Annotated in this window: 16 protein-coding genes; 14 read left to right on the plus strand and 2 right to left on the minus strand. The window is 58.7% G+C overall.

The genetic code is table 11. From position 1 onward, the window contains the following. Positions 1-91 precede the first annotated feature (91 nt). The 3 genes from M0D68_RS07515 (at position 92) to M0D68_RS36600 (ending at position 5,372) form a co-directional block, all read left to right on the plus strand. Complete coding sequence (locus tag M0D68_RS07515) at positions 92-2,296, plus strand: OsmC domain/YcaO domain-containing protein (RefSeq protein ID WP_093633318.1); 2,205 nt, start codon at positions 92-94, stop codon at positions 2,294-2,296. A 634-nt stretch (positions 2,297-2,930) separates the two neighbouring features. Further along, positions 2,931-4,658 carry a methyl-accepting chemotaxis protein gene (locus tag M0D68_RS07520; RefSeq protein WP_266224099.1) on the plus strand — a complete coding sequence of 576 codons (1,728 nt, stop codon included), beginning with the start codon at positions 2,931-2,933 and terminating at the stop codon, positions 4,656-4,658. Positions 4,659-4,859: 201 nt separating this feature from the next. Next, positions 4,860-5,372, plus strand: coding sequence for a DUF2844 domain-containing protein (locus M0D68_RS36600; RefSeq protein WP_244862860.1), 513 nt, complete (start codon positions 4,860-4,862; stop codon positions 5,370-5,372). A 106-nt stretch (positions 5,373-5,478) separates the two neighbouring features. Here the strand turns inward: M0D68_RS36600 and M0D68_RS07525 are convergent, their stop codons facing one another. Beyond that, positions 5,479-6,294 (minus strand): IclR family transcriptional regulator, encoded by an 816-nt coding sequence (locus M0D68_RS07525; protein ID WP_244869694.1) that lies wholly within the window; start codon positions 6,292-6,294, stop codon positions 5,479-5,481. Between the two features lie 229 nt (positions 6,295-6,523). On the opposite strand from M0D68_RS07525, the gene M0D68_RS07530 reads away from it, so the two are divergent. From M0D68_RS07530 to M0D68_RS07570, 9 genes are all read left to right on the plus strand, one after another. Further along, positions 6,524-7,588, plus strand: a complete 1,065-nt coding sequence (locus tag M0D68_RS07530) for an ABC transporter ATP-binding protein (RefSeq protein ID WP_266224100.1) — start codon at positions 6,524-6,526, stop codon at positions 7,586-7,588. Positions 7,589-7,680: 92 nt separating this feature from the next. After that, positions 7,681-9,003, plus strand: a complete 1,323-nt coding sequence (locus M0D68_RS07535) for a sugar ABC transporter substrate-binding protein (RefSeq protein ID WP_266224101.1) — start codon at positions 7,681-7,683, stop codon at positions 9,001-9,003. Positions 9,004-9,282: 279 nt separating this feature from the next. After that, complete coding sequence (locus M0D68_RS07540; RefSeq protein WP_266224102.1) at positions 9,283-10,020, plus strand: carbohydrate ABC transporter permease; 738 nt, start codon at positions 9,283-9,285, stop codon at positions 10,018-10,020. 4 nt (positions 10,021-10,024) lie between these two features. Further along, on the plus strand, positions 10,025-10,918 hold the full coding sequence (locus M0D68_RS07545) for a carbohydrate ABC transporter permease (protein ID WP_266224103.1): 894 nt from the start codon (positions 10,025-10,027) through the stop codon (positions 10,916-10,918). A 7-nt stretch (positions 10,919-10,925) separates the two neighbouring features. Continuing rightward, on the plus strand, positions 10,926-12,062 hold the full coding sequence (locus M0D68_RS07550) for a mandelate racemase/muconate lactonizing enzyme family protein (RefSeq protein ID WP_211701203.1): 1,137 nt from the start codon (positions 10,926-10,928) through the stop codon (positions 12,060-12,062). Positions 12,063-12,144: 82 nt separating this feature from the next. Then, on the plus strand, positions 12,145-12,486 hold the full coding sequence (locus tag M0D68_RS07555; protein WP_266224104.1) for an L-rhamnose mutarotase: 342 nt from the start codon (positions 12,145-12,147) through the stop codon (positions 12,484-12,486). A gap of 584 nt (positions 12,487-13,070) precedes the next feature. After that, the gene (locus M0D68_RS07560; RefSeq protein ID WP_200622402.1) at positions 13,071-13,436 is read left to right on the plus strand and encodes a DUF2946 domain-containing protein; all 366 of its coding nucleotides are present in this window, start codon (positions 13,071-13,073) and stop codon (positions 13,434-13,436) included. A 134-nt stretch (positions 13,437-13,570) separates the two neighbouring features. Beyond that, positions 13,571-14,629 carry a transporter gene (locus tag M0D68_RS07565; RefSeq protein ID WP_266224105.1) on the plus strand — a complete coding sequence of 353 codons (1,059 nt, stop codon included), beginning with the start codon at positions 13,571-13,573 and terminating at the stop codon, positions 14,627-14,629. Further along, positions 14,619-15,203: a TlpA disulfide reductase family protein gene (locus M0D68_RS07570; protein ID WP_266224106.1), complete on the plus strand. Its 585-nt coding sequence runs from the start codon at positions 14,619-14,621 to the stop codon at positions 15,201-15,203. The genes M0D68_RS07565 and M0D68_RS07570 overlap by 11 nt, the downstream gene beginning before the upstream one ends. A 116-nt stretch (positions 15,204-15,319) precedes the next feature. On the opposite strand, the gene M0D68_RS07575 is transcribed toward M0D68_RS07570, so the two are convergent. Continuing rightward, the gene (locus tag M0D68_RS07575) at positions 15,320-16,171 is read right to left on the minus strand and encodes a hypothetical protein (protein ID WP_200652017.1); all 852 of its coding nucleotides are present in this window, start codon (positions 16,169-16,171) and stop codon (positions 15,320-15,322) included. Between the two features lie 393 nt (positions 16,172-16,564). Here M0D68_RS07575 and M0D68_RS07580 point away from each other — a divergent pair, with 393 nt between their 5' ends. Further along, on the plus strand, positions 16,565-18,130 hold the full coding sequence (locus tag M0D68_RS07580; RefSeq protein ID WP_211705545.1) for a multicopper oxidase family protein: 1,566 nt from the start codon (positions 16,565-16,567) through the stop codon (positions 18,128-18,130). Positions 18,131-18,140: 10 nt separating this feature from the next. Next, positions 18,141-19,793 carry a multicopper oxidase family protein gene (locus tag M0D68_RS07585; protein WP_200622505.1) on the plus strand — a complete coding sequence of 551 codons (1,653 nt, stop codon included), beginning with the start codon at positions 18,141-18,143 and terminating at the stop codon, positions 19,791-19,793. Positions 19,794-19,807: the final 14 nt, after the last annotated feature.

The raw sequence follows: 19,807 nt of genomic DNA on the forward strand, positions 1-19,807 counted from the left end.
GAAACATCATTCGCTAATTGACTGACTATTAAAGCCCTGTTTTTTACAGGGCTTTATATTTTGTTCTGAGTACCATTTTTGGAATTTCCCCATGGAAATTAAAGTCAACTTTCTCGACAAGCTACGTCTTGAAGCCAAGTTCGATGACTTCACAGTCGTGGCCGACCAGCCTATCCGTTATAAGGGCGATGGCTCGGCGCCTGGTCCCTTCGATTATTTTCTGGCCTCATCGGCTTTGTGTGCGGCTTACTTTGTGAAGTTGTACTGCGTAACTCGCAATATTCCTACCGAAAATATCCGTCTGTCGCAGAACAATATTGTTGATCCGGAAAACCGGTATCAGCAGATTTTCAAGATTCAGGTTGAGTTGCCGGCGGACATCTCCGACAAAGACCGCCAGGGCATTTTGCGTTCTATCGACCGTTGTACGGTCAAAAAAGTGGTGCAAGCCGGACCTGAGTTTGTCATTGAAGAGGTAGAGAACCTGGATGCCGATGCACAGGCCTTGCTGACCTTGACTCCGGCTTCCGACGCCAGCACCTATATTGCGGGCAAGGATCTGCCGTTGGAGCAAACCATCGCCAATATGTCGGGCATTCTGGCAGGCTTGGGCATGAAGATTGAAATCGCTTCGTGGCGCAACATCGTTCCCAATGTGTGGTCGCTGCATATCCGCGATGCACACTCGCCGATGTGTTTTACCAACGGCAAGGGAGCGACCAAAGAAAGCGCGTTGGCGTCCGCGTTGGGAGAGTTTATCGAGCGCCTGAATTGCAACCATTTCTATGGCGGGGCGTTTTGGGGCGAAGACATCGCCAACGCGGAGTTTGTGCATTACCCGAACGAGCGGTGGTTCAAGCCCGGCCGTAAGGATGCGCTGCCGGCTGAGATTCTGGATGCGTACTGCCTGGAGATTTACAACCCGGATGGGGAGTTGCGTGGCTCGCATCTGATCGACACCAACTCCGGCAATGTGGAGCGCGGCATCTGTTCGCTGCCGTTCGTGCGGCAGTCGGACGGCGAAGTGGTGTACTTTCCGTCCAACCTGATCGAAAACCTGTACGTCAGCAATGGCATGAGTGCCGGTAATACGCTGGCCGAAGCGCAGGTGCAATGTCTGTCCGAAATTTTCGAGCGAGCGGTGAAGCGCGAAATTCTGGAAGGTGAAATTGCCTTGCCTGATGTGCCGCACGAAGTGCTGGCGAAATACCCTGGCATTCTGGCCGGGATTCAGGGATTGGAAGAGCAGGGCTTTCCGGTGCTGGTAAAGGATGCGTCGCTGGGTGGGACCTACCCGGTGATGTGCGTCACCTTGATGAACCCGCGCACAGGCGGTGTCTTTGCCTCGTTCGGCGCGCACCCAAGCTTCGAGGTGGCGCTGGAACGGAGTCTGACGGAATTGCTGCAGGGGCGTAGCTTTGAAGGCCTGAACGATTTACCTCAGCCCACCTTTGTCAGTAACGCCGTGACTGAACCCAATAACTTCGTTGAGCACTTCATTGATTCCAGCGGCATAGTGTCGTGGCGCTTTTTCAGCGCCAAAGCGGATTTCGAGTTTGTCGAGTGGGATTTTTCTGGTCAGGGTGCAAACTCCAACGCCGACGAAGCAGCAACCTTGTTCGGCATTCTCGAAGACATGGGCAAAGAATCTTATATGGCGGTGTACGACCAGCTGGGTGCTGTTGCCTGCCGGATTCTGGTGCCCGATTATTCGGAAGTTTACCCGGTAGAGGATTTGATCTGGGATAACACAAACAAGGCCCTGTTGTTCCGCGCCGATATTCTGAACGTGCATCGCCTGGACGATGCCGGCCTGGCAGCACTGCTTGAACGGTTGGAGAACAGCGAGCTGGACGAGCACGCCGATATTGCCACTTTGATCGGCATCGAATTTGACGAGAATACGGACTGGGGGCAGCTAACAGTTCTCGAGTTGAAGCTGCTGATTCATCTCGCCTTGCAACAATTTGAGGAAGCGCAAGAACTGGTGGGCGCTTTCCTGCAGTACAACGACAACACGGTCGAGCGCGGATTGTTTTACCAGGCGTTGAATGTGGTGCTGGAGGTGCTGCTCGATGACGACCTGGAACTGGACGACTACGCGGTCAACTTCCGTCGGATGTTTGGCAACGCTCGGATGGACGCGGTAATGGGCTCAGTGGACGGCAGCGTGCGCTTCTATGGATTGACGCCGACGAGTATGAAACTGGAGGGTCTCGATAGGCACCATCGTTTGATCGACAGCTACAAAAAACTGCATAAGGCGCGGGCCAATGTGACGGCTACAGCCAGTTAGGGTTGCGAGGCGTGATTTAAGGTGCTCCCGGGTCTCTCCGGGAGCGCCGGTTTTCCCTGTTTTTCCTTTAACAAAACATGGGGTTTATTGTCCGGTGCGATCTGCAGCGATCCGGGCAATGTCAGATGGAAATGTCGGTATCAATGACGGTATCGACATTTCCTCCTCGGACGGCCTTGTCCGATACCCTCCTGGAAGAGATGACGGCTGAGCGAGGCATCACGGTCGATCAATCAACCGTGCATCGCCGGGCGCTTCGCAGTCCGTTGTTCGCGCTGCTACCCGATTCGATCCCATAGATTTTGCCGTCGAGCTAGTCGTAGTAACGCGCGAGGTCCTTGCAGCTTTTGAGGCCTGCGTCCCCTTCATAGCCCAGCGGCCCGAACGTCGCCGTTGCGAGCGCGTTGCTGTGCCGACAAACCGAAGGGTCAGGCAGAGCCTTGTGTCGCCACGGGTTGACGCAATGCATGCGAACGGGATACGACTACATGAAAGTAAGGATATCCCTACCGTTCTCTTACCCCGCATACCAAAGCAGAGTACGCGATACGCATATGGTTACTATGGATAAGCAAGCACGTTCATTAATCTCGCAGAGTCTGAACCCGAACACCACTTCCTAGATGGACGCAACATGAGCAACCTTATAAAAACGGTCAGGTTCAAGATCATTCTCGCTTTTGGCGTATGCGTGCTTCTCATGGTCGCGCTCGGATCGTTTGACGCGTGGGAGCTTTCCAGGCTCAATTCGAACATCGCCGACGGGTATGCTGAAAACACGGTTCCCATTGCAGATCTATCCGAAGTTCGCGCAGCCCAGCTTAATGTGCGTCTTCTGCTAAGGCGCATGCAGGTGGCCCACGATCCAGCGAAAACGACGGAATACGCTGCAGGCATTGCCCTGCAATTTGAACGACTCAACAAGTCGTGGAACCACTACTACCCAGCCAGTGTTTCCAGCGACAAAGAGCGTGAAATCGCAAAGCGCATCCAAAGCTCCTTGCCCGAGTTCACGGCGTTAAGCAAGGAAGCTGTGGCTGCCGGTAGCGCAGGCAATTTCGACCGAGCCGCTGTCGTAATCGACGAAATCCTCTCGGTAAGTAAGTCAATGAACGACGCGATAGACGAGGACGCCGCTCTCAATCTGGATCAGGCCAGACAGTCTGTCGAGGACAGTGATGCGACGTTCAGGGCAACCCTTCGGAATGCATTTGTCCTTCTCTGCGGCGGCATGCTGGTTGCTGTTGGCATGTCTGTATACCTGCTACGTTCGATCTCGAAGCCGCTCAACAAGGCCGTTGATCTGGCCAACCATATCACGAGCGGAAAGTTGGAAAATCACGTGGTGGTCGACTCAGGCGGCGAGTTTGGTCAGCTTCTCGAGGCACTGAAGAAAATGGACCAGCAACTGAGTCAGACGGTTCGCGGGATCAAGGTTTCCACCGAGTCGGTCGCAGTGGCATCGCGCGAAATTGCAAGCGGTAATACGGACCTCTCGGCCCGCACAGAGGAGCAGGCCGCGTCGCTTGAAGAGACCGCGGCGAGCATGACGCAGCTGACCGAAACGGTAAAGCAGAACGCCGACAACGCCCGGCAGGCGAACGCACTGGCCACGAGTGCCACAGACATCGCCGATACGGGTAATGACTCGGTTCAGGCCATGGTCGGCACCATCGGCCAGATCAGCAGCAGCTCCAGCAAGATTTCGGAAATCACCGGTGTCATTGAAGGGATCGCGTTCCAGACGAACATTCTCGCGCTGAACGCGGCCGTCGAAGCCGCACGTGCTGGCGAACAGGGTCGGGGCTTTGCTGTGGTTGCCAGTGAGGTTCGCAGTCTGGCTCAACGGTCCGCCACTGCGGCAAAGGAAATCAAGGAACTGATCAGTTCGTCCGTGACAACGATTCAGGACGGCGCAAAGCAGGCAGCGGAAGTCAGTGCCACGATGGGGCAGGTCAAGCAGGCAATCAAGCAGGTCTCCGATATTGTCGGCGAAATCGCAGCGGCGTCCGAAGAGCAAAGCCGCGGCATCGAACAGGTGAATCAGGCCGTCGTCCAGATGGACGAGGTCACGCAACAGAACGCTGCGCTTGTTGAGCAGGCGGCCGCTGCAGCGCAGTCCCTCGAAGAGCAGGCAAAGACTCTTCAGGGCGCGGTGTTGGTGTTCAGATTTAGCGATCCGGCTTCCTCCCAATCGCAATTAATCGTCCCGGAAAGCAGGCCGCGCATTCCCGAGTTGCGGGTATCGCGGCCCCGTGGGGCGCCGAAAGCAGCTGGGAAGTTGCCCGGTACAGTGACAGTTTCCGCCACGACCATGGCCACGTTAGCGTCCAGGGAAAATGAAACGTGGGAAGCGTTCTGATGAAAGCAAAGAATACGAGTGCCATTCGCGAACTCCCGAACAAATTCAGGATGCCTACCTTGCTCAACAGCAACAAGGTTTCATTTCTCAACACGCTTCCGACCGGACTGAAGGAGCAAAGTGGCAGCCAACGATAGATTGCTCTGGCGAAGCGTGCCGCCTTCCCGCAAGTCCCGATTTAACGTGCCCGCCGGGTCGTTGGTGAAACTTCCCGAATTGTTGATCTTCAAAGGATCAATCTTACCCGGGACACGTACAGCGTACGTCTTCGTTGGTCTCATTGGTCTGATAGTCGCTTCGTCATGCAAAGCGGAGCTCGGTAGCGCACCCACATGGCAACCTGGCAATTCAAATTACACTAAAACGTTTTGCAAACACGCAAATACACCTGGCATGTCGTTCTCAGTCAATGAGACGGCTTTCACTACGGGAGCTGTCGCGAGAGAATATGTCGCACAAGCGGGAACCGTATTTGCGGTGGCGTGGAACGGCCCCCAAATGGCGCCACTCGACGTACTTCTTGGACCTTACTTTCCGAATTATCGGTTAGCACTTGCCACCGCACTGACAGGGGCAAACGCCGGTGTCGACTCCATGAGAGTTGAGCAGAGCGGTCTGATCATCGAGATCGATAACCATGGCGGTGCATTTGCCGGCCGCGTGTATTTGCCGCAGGCGCTGCCAGCAGGGGTTCGGGACGACTCCATCAGATAGCAGATGGCGCGTCTGGCGTGAACCCGAGTTGACACGCCTCTGCACGTGCTTCGCCTGAGCGTTCCGTGCTTCGCCGGCCGAAAGTACTGGCCGGTTATCTTCAGATTCACCGACGATCGGATCGCTGGGTGGGCTGTGAAGCCGAATCCCAATAGACGTTGAAGCCCATCAATGAAGTGAGCGTTTCCGCTGCCCGTTCCATCATGTCGCCGACTTCGGTCATCGACGGCACGGGGGCGTCGTCGATTCGCTCGATATAAGGGGTAGTCAGTGCCGCAATGGCATGACCGTCCCGGCCGAACACAGGGTAGGCCAGATTCTTCACCCCCTTGACCTGCCGGCTGGACATACGTGCGTTGCCGTGTTTGCGGATCTGCGCGAGGTCCTTCGCAAGCTGTTGCGGGTCCATGGCCCGTTCGCCTTCCACCGGAACGTGCAGTTCGAACATCTCGACGCGTTGCGGTTCTTCCTGAAAGGCGAGCAGTACCTGTCCCGACGCGGTATCGGTGAGTCCTATCAACGTGCCGACCTTCAACGCAAAGCCCCAACGCTCCGGACTTTCGACGCCGGCGACGATCAGCACGCGTCCCTTCTGATACACGCACAGATGAAACGACTGGCAGGCATCTTTGGCGAGTTGTGTCATCAGCGGTAGCGCGCTCGATACTAGCGAGCGCACGGGCTGATGCCGGTGCGCCAGCTGAAAGAGCAGCAGCGATAGAACATACCGGTCGCCGATGGTGCACAGGTAGCCGCGCGTCTCCAGCGTTACGACCATCCGGAATATTTCGGCGGTGCTGCGGCCGAGGTCTTTTGCGAGTTCCGCAAGAGACAAACCCTCCGCGTGGTCCGCCAGCAGTTCGATGATGTCCAGACCCTTTTCCAGTGCAGGTGCCGAATAGCGCGGTGCGTTGGCGTTCAAGTTCCCTCCTGAAATCGCAGATGAAATGGCGCACATGATAACCAGACGGATTGTAGGGCGACTGAAGGTTGGACGAGCGTAAAACGACCCGTTCGACGGACGGGGAAAACACCTACTAAGTTTTCATCAATAAAACGTAGTTTCATATATACAATTTCCTCAGGGGTACGGCGAGAGTGGTCAGCTGCGCTCAACTGCCGGTTACTGAATAACCCGGGAAGGAGGGCAGATGGCAGCCGTAGCATTCGAGCAGGTCAGGAAATCGTTTGGTGAACAGGAGGTGTTGAAGCAGATCGACCTGCAGGTTCCGGACGGGGAGTTTCTCGTACTGGTCGGGCCGAGCGGATGTGGCAAATCCACACTGCTGCGTGCGCTGGCGGGCCTCGAAAGCGTCAGCCACGGGCGCATCGTGATAGACGGCGAGGTCGTCAATACGCGGCCGCCGCGCGATCGCGATATCGCGATGGTTTTCCAGAACTACGCGCTCTATCCGCACATGACTGTGCTCGAAAACCTGACGTTCGCGCTCAAGCTGCGCAATCGCGATCCGCAGGAGATTGCCTCGCGGGCGCAGAAGGCCGCGACGATGCTGGGTCTGCAGGATCTGCTGGATCGTCATCCCCGCCATCTGTCGGGCGGTCAGCGGCAGCGTGTGGCGATGGGCCGTGCGATCGTGCGTGACCCGAAGGTGTTCCTGTTCGACGAGCCGCTCTCGAATCTCGATGCGAGGCTCCGCGTGCAGATGCGCGCGGAGATTAAGGCGCTGCACCAGCGCTTGCGTGCCACGACAGTCTATGTGACTCACGACCAGATCGAGGCGATGACGATGGCAGACCGCATCGTCGTGCTCAACGGTGGCGTGATCGAACAGATCGGTACACCGCTTGCGTTATATGACGATCCCGACAATCTTTTCGTAGCGGGATTCATCGGCTCGCCTGCAATGAACTTCTTCGAGGGTACCTACGAACGGCAGGAGGATGGTGCATGCGTGCGCATCGGCGAGCTTGCGTTGCCGGCGCCGCTCGTCAATGCCACGCATGGACAGAAGGTGACGTACGGCGTTCGTCCCGAGCATCTGAGCCTTGCCGGCGCAGACGGCATGCCGTTCGCGCTCGAAGTGGTCGAGCCCACCGGGGCAGCGACTGAACTGTTCGGCACGGTCACCGGCCAGCCCTGTTGCGTGATGCTGACCGGCCGTACCGATGTGCGTGCCGGCACGACCATCGCGCTGCTAGCGAACCCCGCCAAGGTACTGGTGTTCGACAGCAGCAGCGGGCGACGGCTGCGCTAAACAGGATGGCGAGCCAACCGCCGCGGGGCTCGCATTGCACAGTCGCCGCCGAAGTCGTGCGGCCCACGGCGGAATCCATAAAGGAGGAGACAATGATGCGTTATAAAACCATGGTCAGGCTCGCAGCTTCGGTATTTGCGCTCGCGGGTGTTGTCGCTTCGGGTCTCGCACATGCCGACGGTGAATACAAAGGCTACACGCTGCGGGTCAAGCTGATCGGCGGCGTCCAGTACGAGGCGCTCTACACGCGCATTCCGCTGTGGGAAAAACAGACAGGTGCGAAAGTCGAGATCGTATCGCGCAAGAGCCATTTCGAGCTCGATCGCGAGCTGAAGCAGGACATCGCATCGGGTCATGTCGACTATTGCGTCTCGTCCAATCACACGAATTTCTCGGCACAGTACCCGATTTTCCGTGATCTGAAGGGCCTGTTTCCGGCCAGTTACCTGGCGGCTTTTTCGCCGAGTCTGCTCAAGCAGTCCGAAATCAAGGGACATCTGGTGCAGATTCCGCGCTCGGTCGACATCGAGGCGCTTTACTACAACAAGGCGGCCTACGCCGATCCGGCTAACCAAAGCGCCTATCAAAAGCAGTTTGGCGAGCCGCTCGCGCCGCCGAAGAACTATGTTGAATTCACACAGCAAGCGAAGTTCTTCACCAAAGCGCCGAACTTTTACGGCACGCAATTCCCCGGCAAGGATGAAGCAATCACAGGCACGTTCTATTCGCTGTTGATCGCCAATGGCGGGCAGCTGCTGGATGGCAAAAACCGTCCTGCGTTCAATTCGCCGATCGGCGCCAAGACGCTGAACTGGTTCGTGGATCTATACAAGGCGGGAGCCGTACCCAAGGGGGTGCCGAGCTATGTGTGGGACGATCTCGGCAACAACTTTGCTGCAGGCAAAGTGGCACTGGATCTTGACTGGCCAGGCTTTGCTTCGTTCTACAACGATCCGAAGACGTCCAAACTGGCTGGCAACGTTGGCGTGGTGCCGGCGCCGCTTGGCGTTGCCAACAAGCGGCCGGGCTGGTCAGGTTCGCATAGCTTCTCGATCACGAAAACCTGTGACCGCCCGGAAGTCGCAGCGAGCTTCATCCAGTTCCTGACCAGCCTCGATTCGCAGATGGTGGAGGCGCGGCTCGGCACGATTCCGTCGCGGGTCGATGCGCAGCAAGCGATCGTCAAGGAGTTCGAGGCGAAACAGGACGCGTATATGGCGCATGCAATCTCGGTGTTCAGCACGGCGGCTCAGCAGGATGCCTTTACGCCTCCGCGAATTCAGCAATGGGACGAGATCTCCAATGCGCTGTGGCCGGAACTGCAGAAGGCGCTGATCGGCGACAAATCGTCCCAGCAGGCGCTTGACGACGCGGCGAAAAAAGTTTCCGACATCATGCAGGACGCGTCCAACTAGCGACATGCATGGCGCGGCCTGCGCGCCGCGCCATGCAGCCGATCCGTTTTCTCCTGCCTCAATATGCGCTCCAATATGCGATTCAATATCCGCTATTCGTCTGCCGCACAATCCCCCGGGCCGGCCCTGAATGAGAGCCTGGCAGTTCCGTTAAGGCTGCTACTGCCGGCTTTTTTTTCGGTAGCGATCGTCGTTGTCCTGCCACTGCTTTTTTCGCTCTACACAAGTTTCACCGCGTACAGGCTCATCGACCCGGACACGATCTGGAACGTTGTCGGCTTGCGAAACTATATGCGCGCGTTTGCGAACGGGGATTTCTGGGCCGCGTTCGGTCGCACCGTGCTGTTCCTGACGATTGCATTGAATCTGGAACTGTTGCTGGGTCTCGGCATCGCGTTGCTGCTCAACCAGATTGTGAAAGGCCAGCGTGCGCTGCGCACCATCATGATGTTCCCGATGATGTTTTCGCCGGTGCTCGTCGGCTTTCAGTTCAAGTTCATGCTTAACGACAGCACGGGCGTCGTCAATCATGTACTGCAAACGGTATTCGGACTGAAGACCACGATTCCGTTTCTGGTCGACGGGCAATCGGCGCTTGCTTCGCTGATCGCGGCGGAGGTGTGGAATTCGACGCCGGTGTTCGCAGTCATTCTGCTCGCTGGCCTGATGGCACTGCCGAAGGATCCAATCGAAGCATCCAAAGTCGACGGCTGCACGCCATGGCAAACCTTCCGTTACGTGACACTGCCTTACCTGATGCCGTTCATCTATATCGCCATGACGATCCGTTCACTGGACGTCGGCCGGGCCTATGACATCGTGCGCATCATGACCAACGGCGGTCCGGGCGGCCGTACCGAACTGCTCTGGACGATGGTGGGCCGCATCGCTTACGACGATTCGCGCATGGGTTACGCGAACGCCATCGGCTACGTGTCCGTGCTCGTATCGGTGCTGTTCACGCTGTATTTTTTCCGCAAGCTCAACGCGGCACGCAAACACATGGGGCCGGCCTGACATCATGGGTACAACATTCAATCGCGGTTCCAATCGTGCGTCCACATTCGATTCGCTGCGAGCACCGATGAAGCGGGGCGCTTTGTGGCTCGCGGTCTTCCTTGTCATGGCGGTCATCTGCCTGCCTGGCCTTTGGGTCATGCTCAACGCTTTCCGCTCGAATGTCGCGATCCTGTCCAACCAGTCGTTGCTCGATTCCGGCAGCTATACGCTCGATAACTTCCGCAATGTGTTCGGCTTTGGTGGAATGGCGTCGCTGCCGATTCGTCAGTATTTCGTGAACTCGGTGGTGATTTCTCTGGCGAGCACGATTGCTGCGATCGTAGTCGGGGTGGCCGGTGGTTATGCGTTTGCGCGTTTCGAGTTCCGCCACAAGAAGCTGTTGTTCGTGGTGCTGATGCTTACGCGTGCGATTCCGGGCATCGCGCTCTCGCTACCGATCTTCATGTTGTGGGCGTGGACAGGTCTGCTCGACACGCATATCGGCGTGATCATCGTCTACCTCGCGATGAACGTGCCGTTCACGGTCTGGCTGATCGACGGGTTCTTTCGCGAAGTGCCGGCGGAACTGGCCGAGGCCGCTCAGATCGACGGCTGCAGCCGCTGGCAGGCGTTCTGGCATATCGAACTGCCGCTCGCCCGCTCGGGGGTGGCGTCAGCGGCGATCTTTGCGTTTCTGACGAGTTGGAACGAGTTCGCGCTGGCGTCGCAACTGTGCCGCAGCCCCGATACCAAAACGCTGCCCGTCGGCTTGATGGACTTTACAGCGCAATTCACGGTGGACTGGGCCGGCATGTGCTCGATGGCCGTGATCATCATTATTCCGGCCATCATCCTTACGTTTATCGTTCAGAAACACCTGATCGCAGGTCTCACGCTTGGCGGCGTCAAAGGATAGAACAACCATGACCCACATCGAAACCGTAGAAATCCGGCAGGTCGACCTTCAGCCGAAAGTGCGGCGCACGGATGCCATTCAGTCTTTCGTCGTTCAGGAAACAGTGCTGGTCACGATCCGTTGTAGCGACGGCAGCGAAGGCACAGGCTACACATACACGATCGGCACAGGCGGCTCGTCGATCGTCGCGTTGCTGCACGACCATCTGGCGCCGCAGTTGATCGGACGCAATCCTGCGGAATTTGAAGCGATCTGGCGGCATCTGTTCTATCACACGCACGCCACGGCGGTCGGTGCGATTACGAGTCTCGCGCTGGCCGCGATCGACACCGCGCTGTGGGATCGCAATACGCGTGCGGCCGGACTGCCGTTATGGATTGCCGCGGGTGGTGCGAAGCCACGCGTGCGGACTTATACGACGGAAGGCGGCTGGCTGCACCTGTCGGAGAGCGAACTTGTCGAGCAGACCTTGCAGGCGCAGGAGGCGGGATTCTGCGGCGCGAAGGTGAAGGTCGGGCGTCCACATCTTTCCGAAGACGTGCGGCGACTTGTGGCCGTGCGGGAAGCGGTAGGCGACGGTTTTGAGTTGATGGTCGACGCGAATCAGGGCTTCACGCTTTCGGAGGCGCTGCGGCGAGCACACGCGTTCGAGCCACTGCACCTCGCATGGCTGGAGGAACCGCTGCCCGCTGAAAACATTGCCGGCCATCGGCAATTGAGCGCAGCCACGGCGGTGCCGGTCGCGGTCGGCGAATCGATATATCATCCCGCGCAGTTCGCCGAATATATGAAGGCAGACGCCTGTTCGATTGTGCAGGCGGACGTTGCGCGCGTCGGTGGGATCACGCCGTGGTTGAAGATCGCTCATTTTGCCGAGGCAATGAACATCGCGATCTGCCCGCATTTCCTGATGGAACTGCACGTGAGCCTGTGCGCGGCGGTGCCGAATTCCGGGTGGGTCGAATACATCCCGCAGATCGACACCCTCACGCGTTCGCGTGTGAAGATCGAGCAGGGGTATGCGGTCGCGCCGGACGAGCCAGGTCTTGGCATCGATTGGGACTGGGACGCGATTCGTGCGAGCCAGCACGTACATAAGTCGATTGGTGCGCCCGCCGGGCGTGTCGCGGCCGCAGGCAGATGATGGACTGCGCGCAGCCTGAGAGAGGCGCGGTGACGGGCGCGCACGAGCGGTCTGCTCCGTTGCGCGACCTTTGGAGAACCTGATGAAACGTTGCCTGATGTTGGACCTCAAGGATTCCGCCGATCTGATTGCCGAGTACGAAACCATGCATCGCGTGATCTGGCCGGAGGTGGCGAATTATCTGCGCACTCAGGGTGTCACGAGTATGGAAATTTTCCGTTTGGGCACCCGGCTGTGCATGCTGATGGAGACAGATGACGCAATCTTCAGCGCTCAACGGTTTGCGGATGCTGAAGCAAATGATCCCGTGCTGATGGAGTGGCAAAGTTTGATGTCGAAATTTCAGGTCCCAACGCCGTGGACCCCGCCCGGTGAGAAATGGGTCGACGCGGCGCTTATTTTCGATTTGTCGCGACAACCATGATGGGTCGCTCGAAGGTGGGTCGTATTAGCGCCGAACCCTGGCGGGCGGTGGAATCACCCAGGAATTGGATGAGCGCCACCGGTGCGTGTGGGAGCTTGAATCGAGAGCGTCTGCTCTGAGGGCAGGATTTCAACTGCCAGTGTCGAACCAAAGCTACCGACCAAACGGACATGCAGTCCGACGGAAAGACCTATCCCGCTCTTTCCCTACACCTTTGTAGGACATCTACCCATCGGAGCCGTAAAGGGCGCGCGCGATAATCGCCTGTAACACACTAGCTGGTCGGCAAATCCGTAAAGATCATGCCTGGTCTTTTCTATTCGAAAATTGGCGGGATTCTTAGATTGCTTGCAATCCCGATGGCAATATTCGCACCGCCGGTTTCGCAAAGCCTTTCGGCCGATCAACGTGTCGATCTGACCGCGGGCGCTTTCTGTTCGGCGCGAAACGGTCCTGGGTTTCAGCTATCCAACGAAGTTTCTGTCCAGCCGGTCCGGCCCCTTCCGGCTGATGGCATTCGTAAGGAAAGTGCTATACGGGCCCGCTATCCACCGGATAGTATCCTCGAAAAATTTTGACTACCCATGAAGCTCCGCGCCCACAAACACTCTGTCGCATGGCTTGGCCTCATCGCCATGTGGCTCGTCGTTGTCGCGCCGCTCGTGAGCCAGTTGCTGGTTGCGTCCCGCGCCCATGAGCCGGGCAGCGCCATTTGTTCGGCAGTCGGCAGTGACGCTCCCGCTGCACACCACGCGTCTGCGGACAAGCTTGCAGCGTGTGGGTACTGCGATCTCGTCTCTCATCATGTAGCGGCGCTGAGCGTCCCTCCGGCCGGCCTCATTGCAATGCTATTGTTAGCGGTTGCGCAAGTATCGGCGCCGCCCCTGTTTGTCCCTCACGCCGCCGCGTTTCCATCCGGCCGGCCTCGCGATCCTCCCGTCCTTTCCTAGTCGTCGCACTTGCCGACCGAAGCGTCAGCCTGCTTCGTAATCAGGCCGTCGCGGCCGCCTGTCGTCTCAGGAAAACACGCACGTCTTTCCACCTGAGGAGGGGAGGCGCGTCCGTATCGAGCGGAGAGGAAACCATGTCTACCAGCCAGAACGTGCTATTGCGCTACACGCTGCCTTTCGTTATGGCCGCGATCTTTCCCATTGCGGCTCGCGCATGCGCCACTTGCGGCTGCTCCTTGAGCACCGACGCAGCGATGGGCTATTCCGCCGCTCCAGGCTGGCGAATCAACATCGAATACGACTTCATCAACCAGAACCAGTTGCGCAGCGGTTCCGGTTCGGTGTCGAACACACAGCCCGCCAGTATCAATGACGCCGGCGGCAGCCAGGAGGTGGAGCGTCAGACGATCAACCGATACATCAATCTCGGCATCAGCTATAGCCCCGGCGCGAGCTGGAACTTCAGTGCTCTCATCCCTTACATTTACCGTAGCCACACGACGTACGGCAACGCGACGACGGATCAGCTCACTCCTGACAATGTGAGCGGCGCAACCAGCAAAGGCTTGGGAGACGTCAAGCTGATCGCCAGCTATCAGGGGTTTCTGCCACTGCGCAATCTTGGAATACAGCTCGGTGTCAAGTTACCCACGGGGCGGTACGGTGGTCAGAACGTCAATACGGGTGCAACCGTTGGGCACAATCCAGTGTTCTTCTCGAACGGCCCCAATGCAGCCGCAGGCCAGGCGCTCGACACCAGCTTGCAGCCTGGCACTGGCAGTACTGACATTATTGTCGGTGCCTACTATTACCGGGCGATCAGCCAGAACTTCGACGCGTTCATTAACGGGCAATTCCAGTCCGCAATCGTGGAAAATCTCGATCACGCTGGCGCGACATACCGCCCGGGGAATCTGGCCAGCTTGAGCGTGGGACTGCGCTATGAGGCGAACCCGAAGTGGGTTCCGCAGTTGCAGATCAACGTCACCCGCAAGAGCCACGACCAGGGCACGCTCGCGGATACTGCGAATACGGCGGGAACGGTCGTTTATGTCAGTCCCGGCATCACCGTCAACCTATGGAAAAACCTCGAGGTGTATGGCTTCGTGCAGCTCGCGATACACAGCAAACTCGACGGTTATCAGTTGTTTCCACGCTGGACCGGTAATCTGGGGATGAGCTATGCGTTCTGACGTAATGCGAGCGCCGCTGGCGCATACAGACGCCGTCTCCTCGACATCGACCGCGCGTCGGGCGTGGTTGCGTGCGGTGCTTGCATTGTCTCTAGGTGCGAGCGCGTTGGGCCGACCCTCCGCGACCCGCGCTGACATGCTTGCCGTCGGTCAACCCGCACCGTCGCTCGTCCTTCATACGCTCGATGGCCGGAACATCAGCACCGCCGATCTGCTCGGCAAAGTGATCATTCTGACGTTCTGGGCTACCTGGTGTGAGCCGTGCCGTGACGAACTGCCTCTTTTGTCCGCCTACGCCGCACGCAATGCGGATCGAGGGCTGCAAGTGCTCGGGTTCAGTCTGGATGGGGCCGACAATCTGTCTGCGGTTCGCGAGGTTGCAGCGAGCTTGAGCTTTCCAGTGGGGCTGCTGGGCAGCGCCTGGGCAGGCGATTATGGGCGCATGTGGCGCATTCCTGTGAGCTTCACGATTGGACGTACGGGTCTCCTGGTGGACAACGGATGGGACGACAAATATCCCGTTTGGACATCCGAGCGCCTGCAACGCGTTATCACGCCACTTTTGAGGCAATAGATGCGTAAGTGACGGATGCGAAGAGCAAACGCCGCCCGGACGTCCCCGGTGGCGAGCGTTATTGTCATGACTCGGCACACTGCGGTGTGTGGTTCGACGTTTTCGTGCGTGCCTGATCAGAGCCTCTCGAGAACCTCAAGAAAGAGCAATATGCCGATCAAGAAGCCAATCCATCTTACCGTGGTCATGAGACTAGTGAGCCGAACAGTCAGTGAGTTCACGGCGTCCGCGACAGGGTTCGCCGTTAATTCATCACCGCGGCCGCCGCTCGCCGTCGCGGTACGCAATTGAGCCGCTGCCAGGTCAATACGAAGGTGGGTGACGTAGCCAATTGCGATTTCCGGACATTCAATTGCGCCGTCGCTTTTGCTGGGCCTGAGAAAAAGGTTCGGCTCGCGCTGAGGGTCAGCTAAAGCACTTTCGGCTGTGTAGAGGTGCCGCAGCGCCAGTCCCAGCTCGACTGCGCCAAACTGTCCATCGGACATCGCCTTCGAAAGCGCATGTATACAGGCTTCGGGAATGTGGCAGGCGAGCCACCACTGATCGGGTTCACCAGTCTCGGCGTCGGCCCGATTGGCGCCGAGACGAGCAGTACCGAGCGGCACGTCGGAAAACGAAATGCCGAGTTCGTCCTCCAACTCGCGCAGACCTAACCGGTCAGCCTTGCTGACGTCGCGTGCCTCGAAGGACACCTCGACAGTGCGCATCGCGTGTCCAGCGTCGCCAATGATCGACAGTTCCTGGCCATCGAGGCGCGCCACTCCATGCAGCGAGGTGGAAAGTGTTGGTTGCTTGTCTGCGTCCAGAGGCTCTGCGAGCTGTTGCGTCACATGAAGCTGTTCCAGCCTCAACCACATTGACCTGGCCGGAAAATATGTCTGCCTCTCGCCATCCAATCCAACATGTTCGAGGGTGTGATCCTTCCGCTCAACTAATTCCGTCGCGACGTTTTTTTCCAAAAACTCCATGGCGCTCCCCACTCGTGATTGCGTCAAACCCTTGGGCGATAAAGGACAAGGGTGTGGGTGTCCGCCTGAGCGCATGGTCAAAGCGCCGACGGTTGCGTATTGCAATGCAGCATGCGGATGGTAGGAATTCTACCCATCCGAACGTTTGGTCGATATTAGGAAGAGCACACATAAATTGCAATTTCTTTCTAGGCCCACTCTAGCCAGCCAGATCTGAAGAACGTCACTGGGTTTGCCCTACCGCAAGTGTAGGGGGGTGACCCATCCCAGGCTCCGTCGCTCTTGTTCAGAATCCAGATACGGGCTGATGTAACAACGTAACCAGCCCGCATTCGCAGTAGAGCATGACGTCCGGCGCGTATCGCACCGGCTGACCCCTGGGACGGAGGTCATATGTTCAGTACCCGCGCTTATCGCAGCAGTGTTGCCGCGCTGCTGTTCCTGCTATTTGCAGTTCCTTCGTTCGGCCAGTCGTTCCGGGTGCAATGCCCGCCGACCACGCCGGCGCATCCGACGGCGCTGCCGCCCGGTACGGGGGAGCCCGCCTATACCGGGCCGTCCTACACCGGACAGACCTCCACGTCGACAGGCGTCGTCAACGGCGCGATCAAGTGCCAGCAGATCTCGGGCGGCGATGGTTACGCCACGATGGCGAACGGCGTGCAGACCTATCTGTTCGCTTTTGGCCCGTTGTCCGGGCTTGCCGACATCAAGGCCGGTCTTCCGGGCACCGAGTTCGCCTCGGTGTTCAACACAGTCGGCGACCCAAGGTCGGACCCGACCTACAACGGTGCGGTCGGCCTCGTGCCTGATCCGGAGTCTGTGCCTCCGGGCCAGTTGACCGGCCATGTCGATCCACGCCCCATCATGGATATCGGCGTGATGAACGGCAACGAGCCGGCGCCGACGATGGCGATCGACGAGGACGACGAGTTCTTCCTCACGCTGACGAACGTCGGGATGATCATGCGCCCCGATCTGTTCGAGCAGCACACGGTGCACTTCCATGGCTATCCGAACGCCTCGTCGTTCTATGACGGCGTGCCGGATGCGTCGGTGGCGATCAATATCGGCGCGAGCTTCACGTACTACTATCTCGCGCCGGACGCGGGCACCTACTTCTGGCATTGCCACATCACGCCGCCAGAGCACCTGCAGATGGGCATGGTCGGCCAGATCTTCGTGCGGCCGCGCCAGAACCGCGTTCCCGGCGGTGCGTCGCTGTACAGCTCGCTGCAGCAGCAGCAATTGGATCTGCGCACGAAATGCGGCACTGACATTCTGTGCACGACACCGCTGCCACCTGCGAACAGCGTTCTCCACGTCAACAACAAGAGCGGCAAGCCGACGCTCTACGCGTACAACGACGGCGACGGCTCGACGGCCTACGACGTCGAATATCCGGTGCAGATACACGGTTTCGATCCGAACTTCCACTTCATCGGCATGACGTTCAATCCGGAGCCGTTCACCGACATGAAGGACAAGTTCTTCATGTTGAACGGGCGCAGCTATCCGGACACCGTGAATTCGAACCCGCTGTCGACGACGGTGGCGGATGGCACGCAGCATTTTTCGCAACCGCTGCCGACGCTGATCAACATTCCGGCTGGTGGCAAGGCACTGCTGCGGATCTCAGACCTCGACGTGACGGAGTTTCAGACGCTGGCGTCGCTCGGCATCCCGATGCACGTGGTCGGTGTCAACGCTCGCTTGCTGCGCGACATGTCCGGCAACGACCTGACCTACAACACGAACTCGATCACGCTGGGCGGCGGCGAATCGATTGACGTGATCCTCGACGCCAGCGACACGACGAAATATAAGCCGGGTGCGATCTTTTACCTGTACACCCCGAATCTCGATCACCTGGCCAACGACCAGGAAAACTTCGGCGGCTTGATGACCGAGGTCCACATCTGCAACGCAGTGGACCCGACCAAGAAGTCCTGCACCTAGGAGAAGAGCCGTGGGACACATCAATCACAACACATGGATCGCCACGCTCGCGCGCCTTGGGCGGCTTGCACGGTTCGGCGCGGCGATGCTCGCCACGCTCGTCTGCATGCACGCGCAAGCCGCCGCGCCCGGCATCACGGGGACGCACTTCGACCTGAGTGCCGAGGCAAATCGCATCACCCAACCCGACGGCGCGAGTGTCTATTCGTGGGGCTATGGATGCCGCACGGCGCCGGCCGGCTTTTCGCCGTCCACGATCGCGGGCGCGAACTGTCCGAGCATGCAGATTCCCGGTCCGACGCTAATCGTGAAGCAGGGCGATGTCGTCACGGTGACGCTCACCAATAACCTGCCGGCGGCGGCGGGCAACACGTCGATCCTCTTTCCGGGATTCCAGGTCTGCGCCGCGGCACTGAACCCCGACGGGACCTGTCCCGCCGCGCTCACCGGCTCGCCGGGATTGCTGACCCGCGAGGCCGCCCACGGCAGCACGGTGACGTATAGCTTCGTTGCGGCGACGCCTGGCACGCACGCTTACTACAGCGGCACGCAGGGCGATCTGCAGATCGAAATGGGCCTGTACGGCGCGATCATCGTTTTGCCGACCTCCTCACCGGGCACGGTTGCGGTGCCTGCTGGTTGCCGCGCGGTCGCGGCGACGCTGCCCGATGGGCAACCCGATTTCCGCAATGCCGGCGCGGCTTATAACCACAGCGCAGCCTGCTATGACCGTGAGTATCTTTTTCAGTTCTCCGAAATTGATCCGCGCATTCATGCGCAGGCGGAACAGCAGGCGGCGAACGCGTGCACGGCGCCGAACGGCTGCATGACCGTCGAGACGGAACCCTACCACCCGGCCTATTTCATGGTTAACGGCCGATCGATGCCGGACGACATGGACCCGAACTACGCGGTGCAGTATCCGCATCAACCCTACAACGGTAATCCGCACATGCATCCGGGTGAACTGGTGCTGTTGCGGATCATCGGCACCGGCCGCTGGCAGCATCCGTTCCACGAGCACGGCAATCACGTGCGGGTGTTGGCGCGCGATGGAAACATGATCCTGAGCAAGACGGACCCGACCAAGGTGGCCGGACCGCTGCTGTTCACGACGACCACGACGCCGGGCCTCGCGATGGACGGAATTTTCTACTGGACGGGCAGGGGCCTGAACTGGGATGTCTATGGACACAAGCCCGGCGACCTGTACACCGATACCGATCCGAAATACGCGGCTTATCTCGGCAAGCCAGTTGTCTGCATCCCGGACGTGAACGGCTACTACACGGCCGACCCGCTGGCGCCGAACTACTACGAGTGGTGCGCCGATCACGGCAAGGCACTCGAAGCGCATCCGTTCGGCAACGTGGGTAGCGGCGGGCCGGTCACCCTGCCGGACTCGCACGTGCTGACTAACGGCTTCTGGTATGGCGGCAGTCCTTATCTTGGGCCCGACGCGACCGTACGCGCCACTGCGCCCACCGGGACCACACCGCCGAGCGGGACGGTCGTGAATCCACCCACGACAGAAGCAGGCTTCGCATTCATGTGGCACTCGCATAACGAGCGCGAGATCACCACGAACAACATCTTCCCAGGCGGAATGATGATGATGATGCTCGTCGATCCACAAGTTTTCCTGATTGACGAATCCAATTAGAGGCGGGGAGAAGC

This window comes from Paraburkholderia sp. SEWSISQ10-3 4 (assembly GCF_030464785.1).
GTDB classification, from domain to species: Bacteria; Pseudomonadota; Gammaproteobacteria; order Burkholderiales; family Burkholderiaceae; genus Paraburkholderia; species Paraburkholderia aspalathi.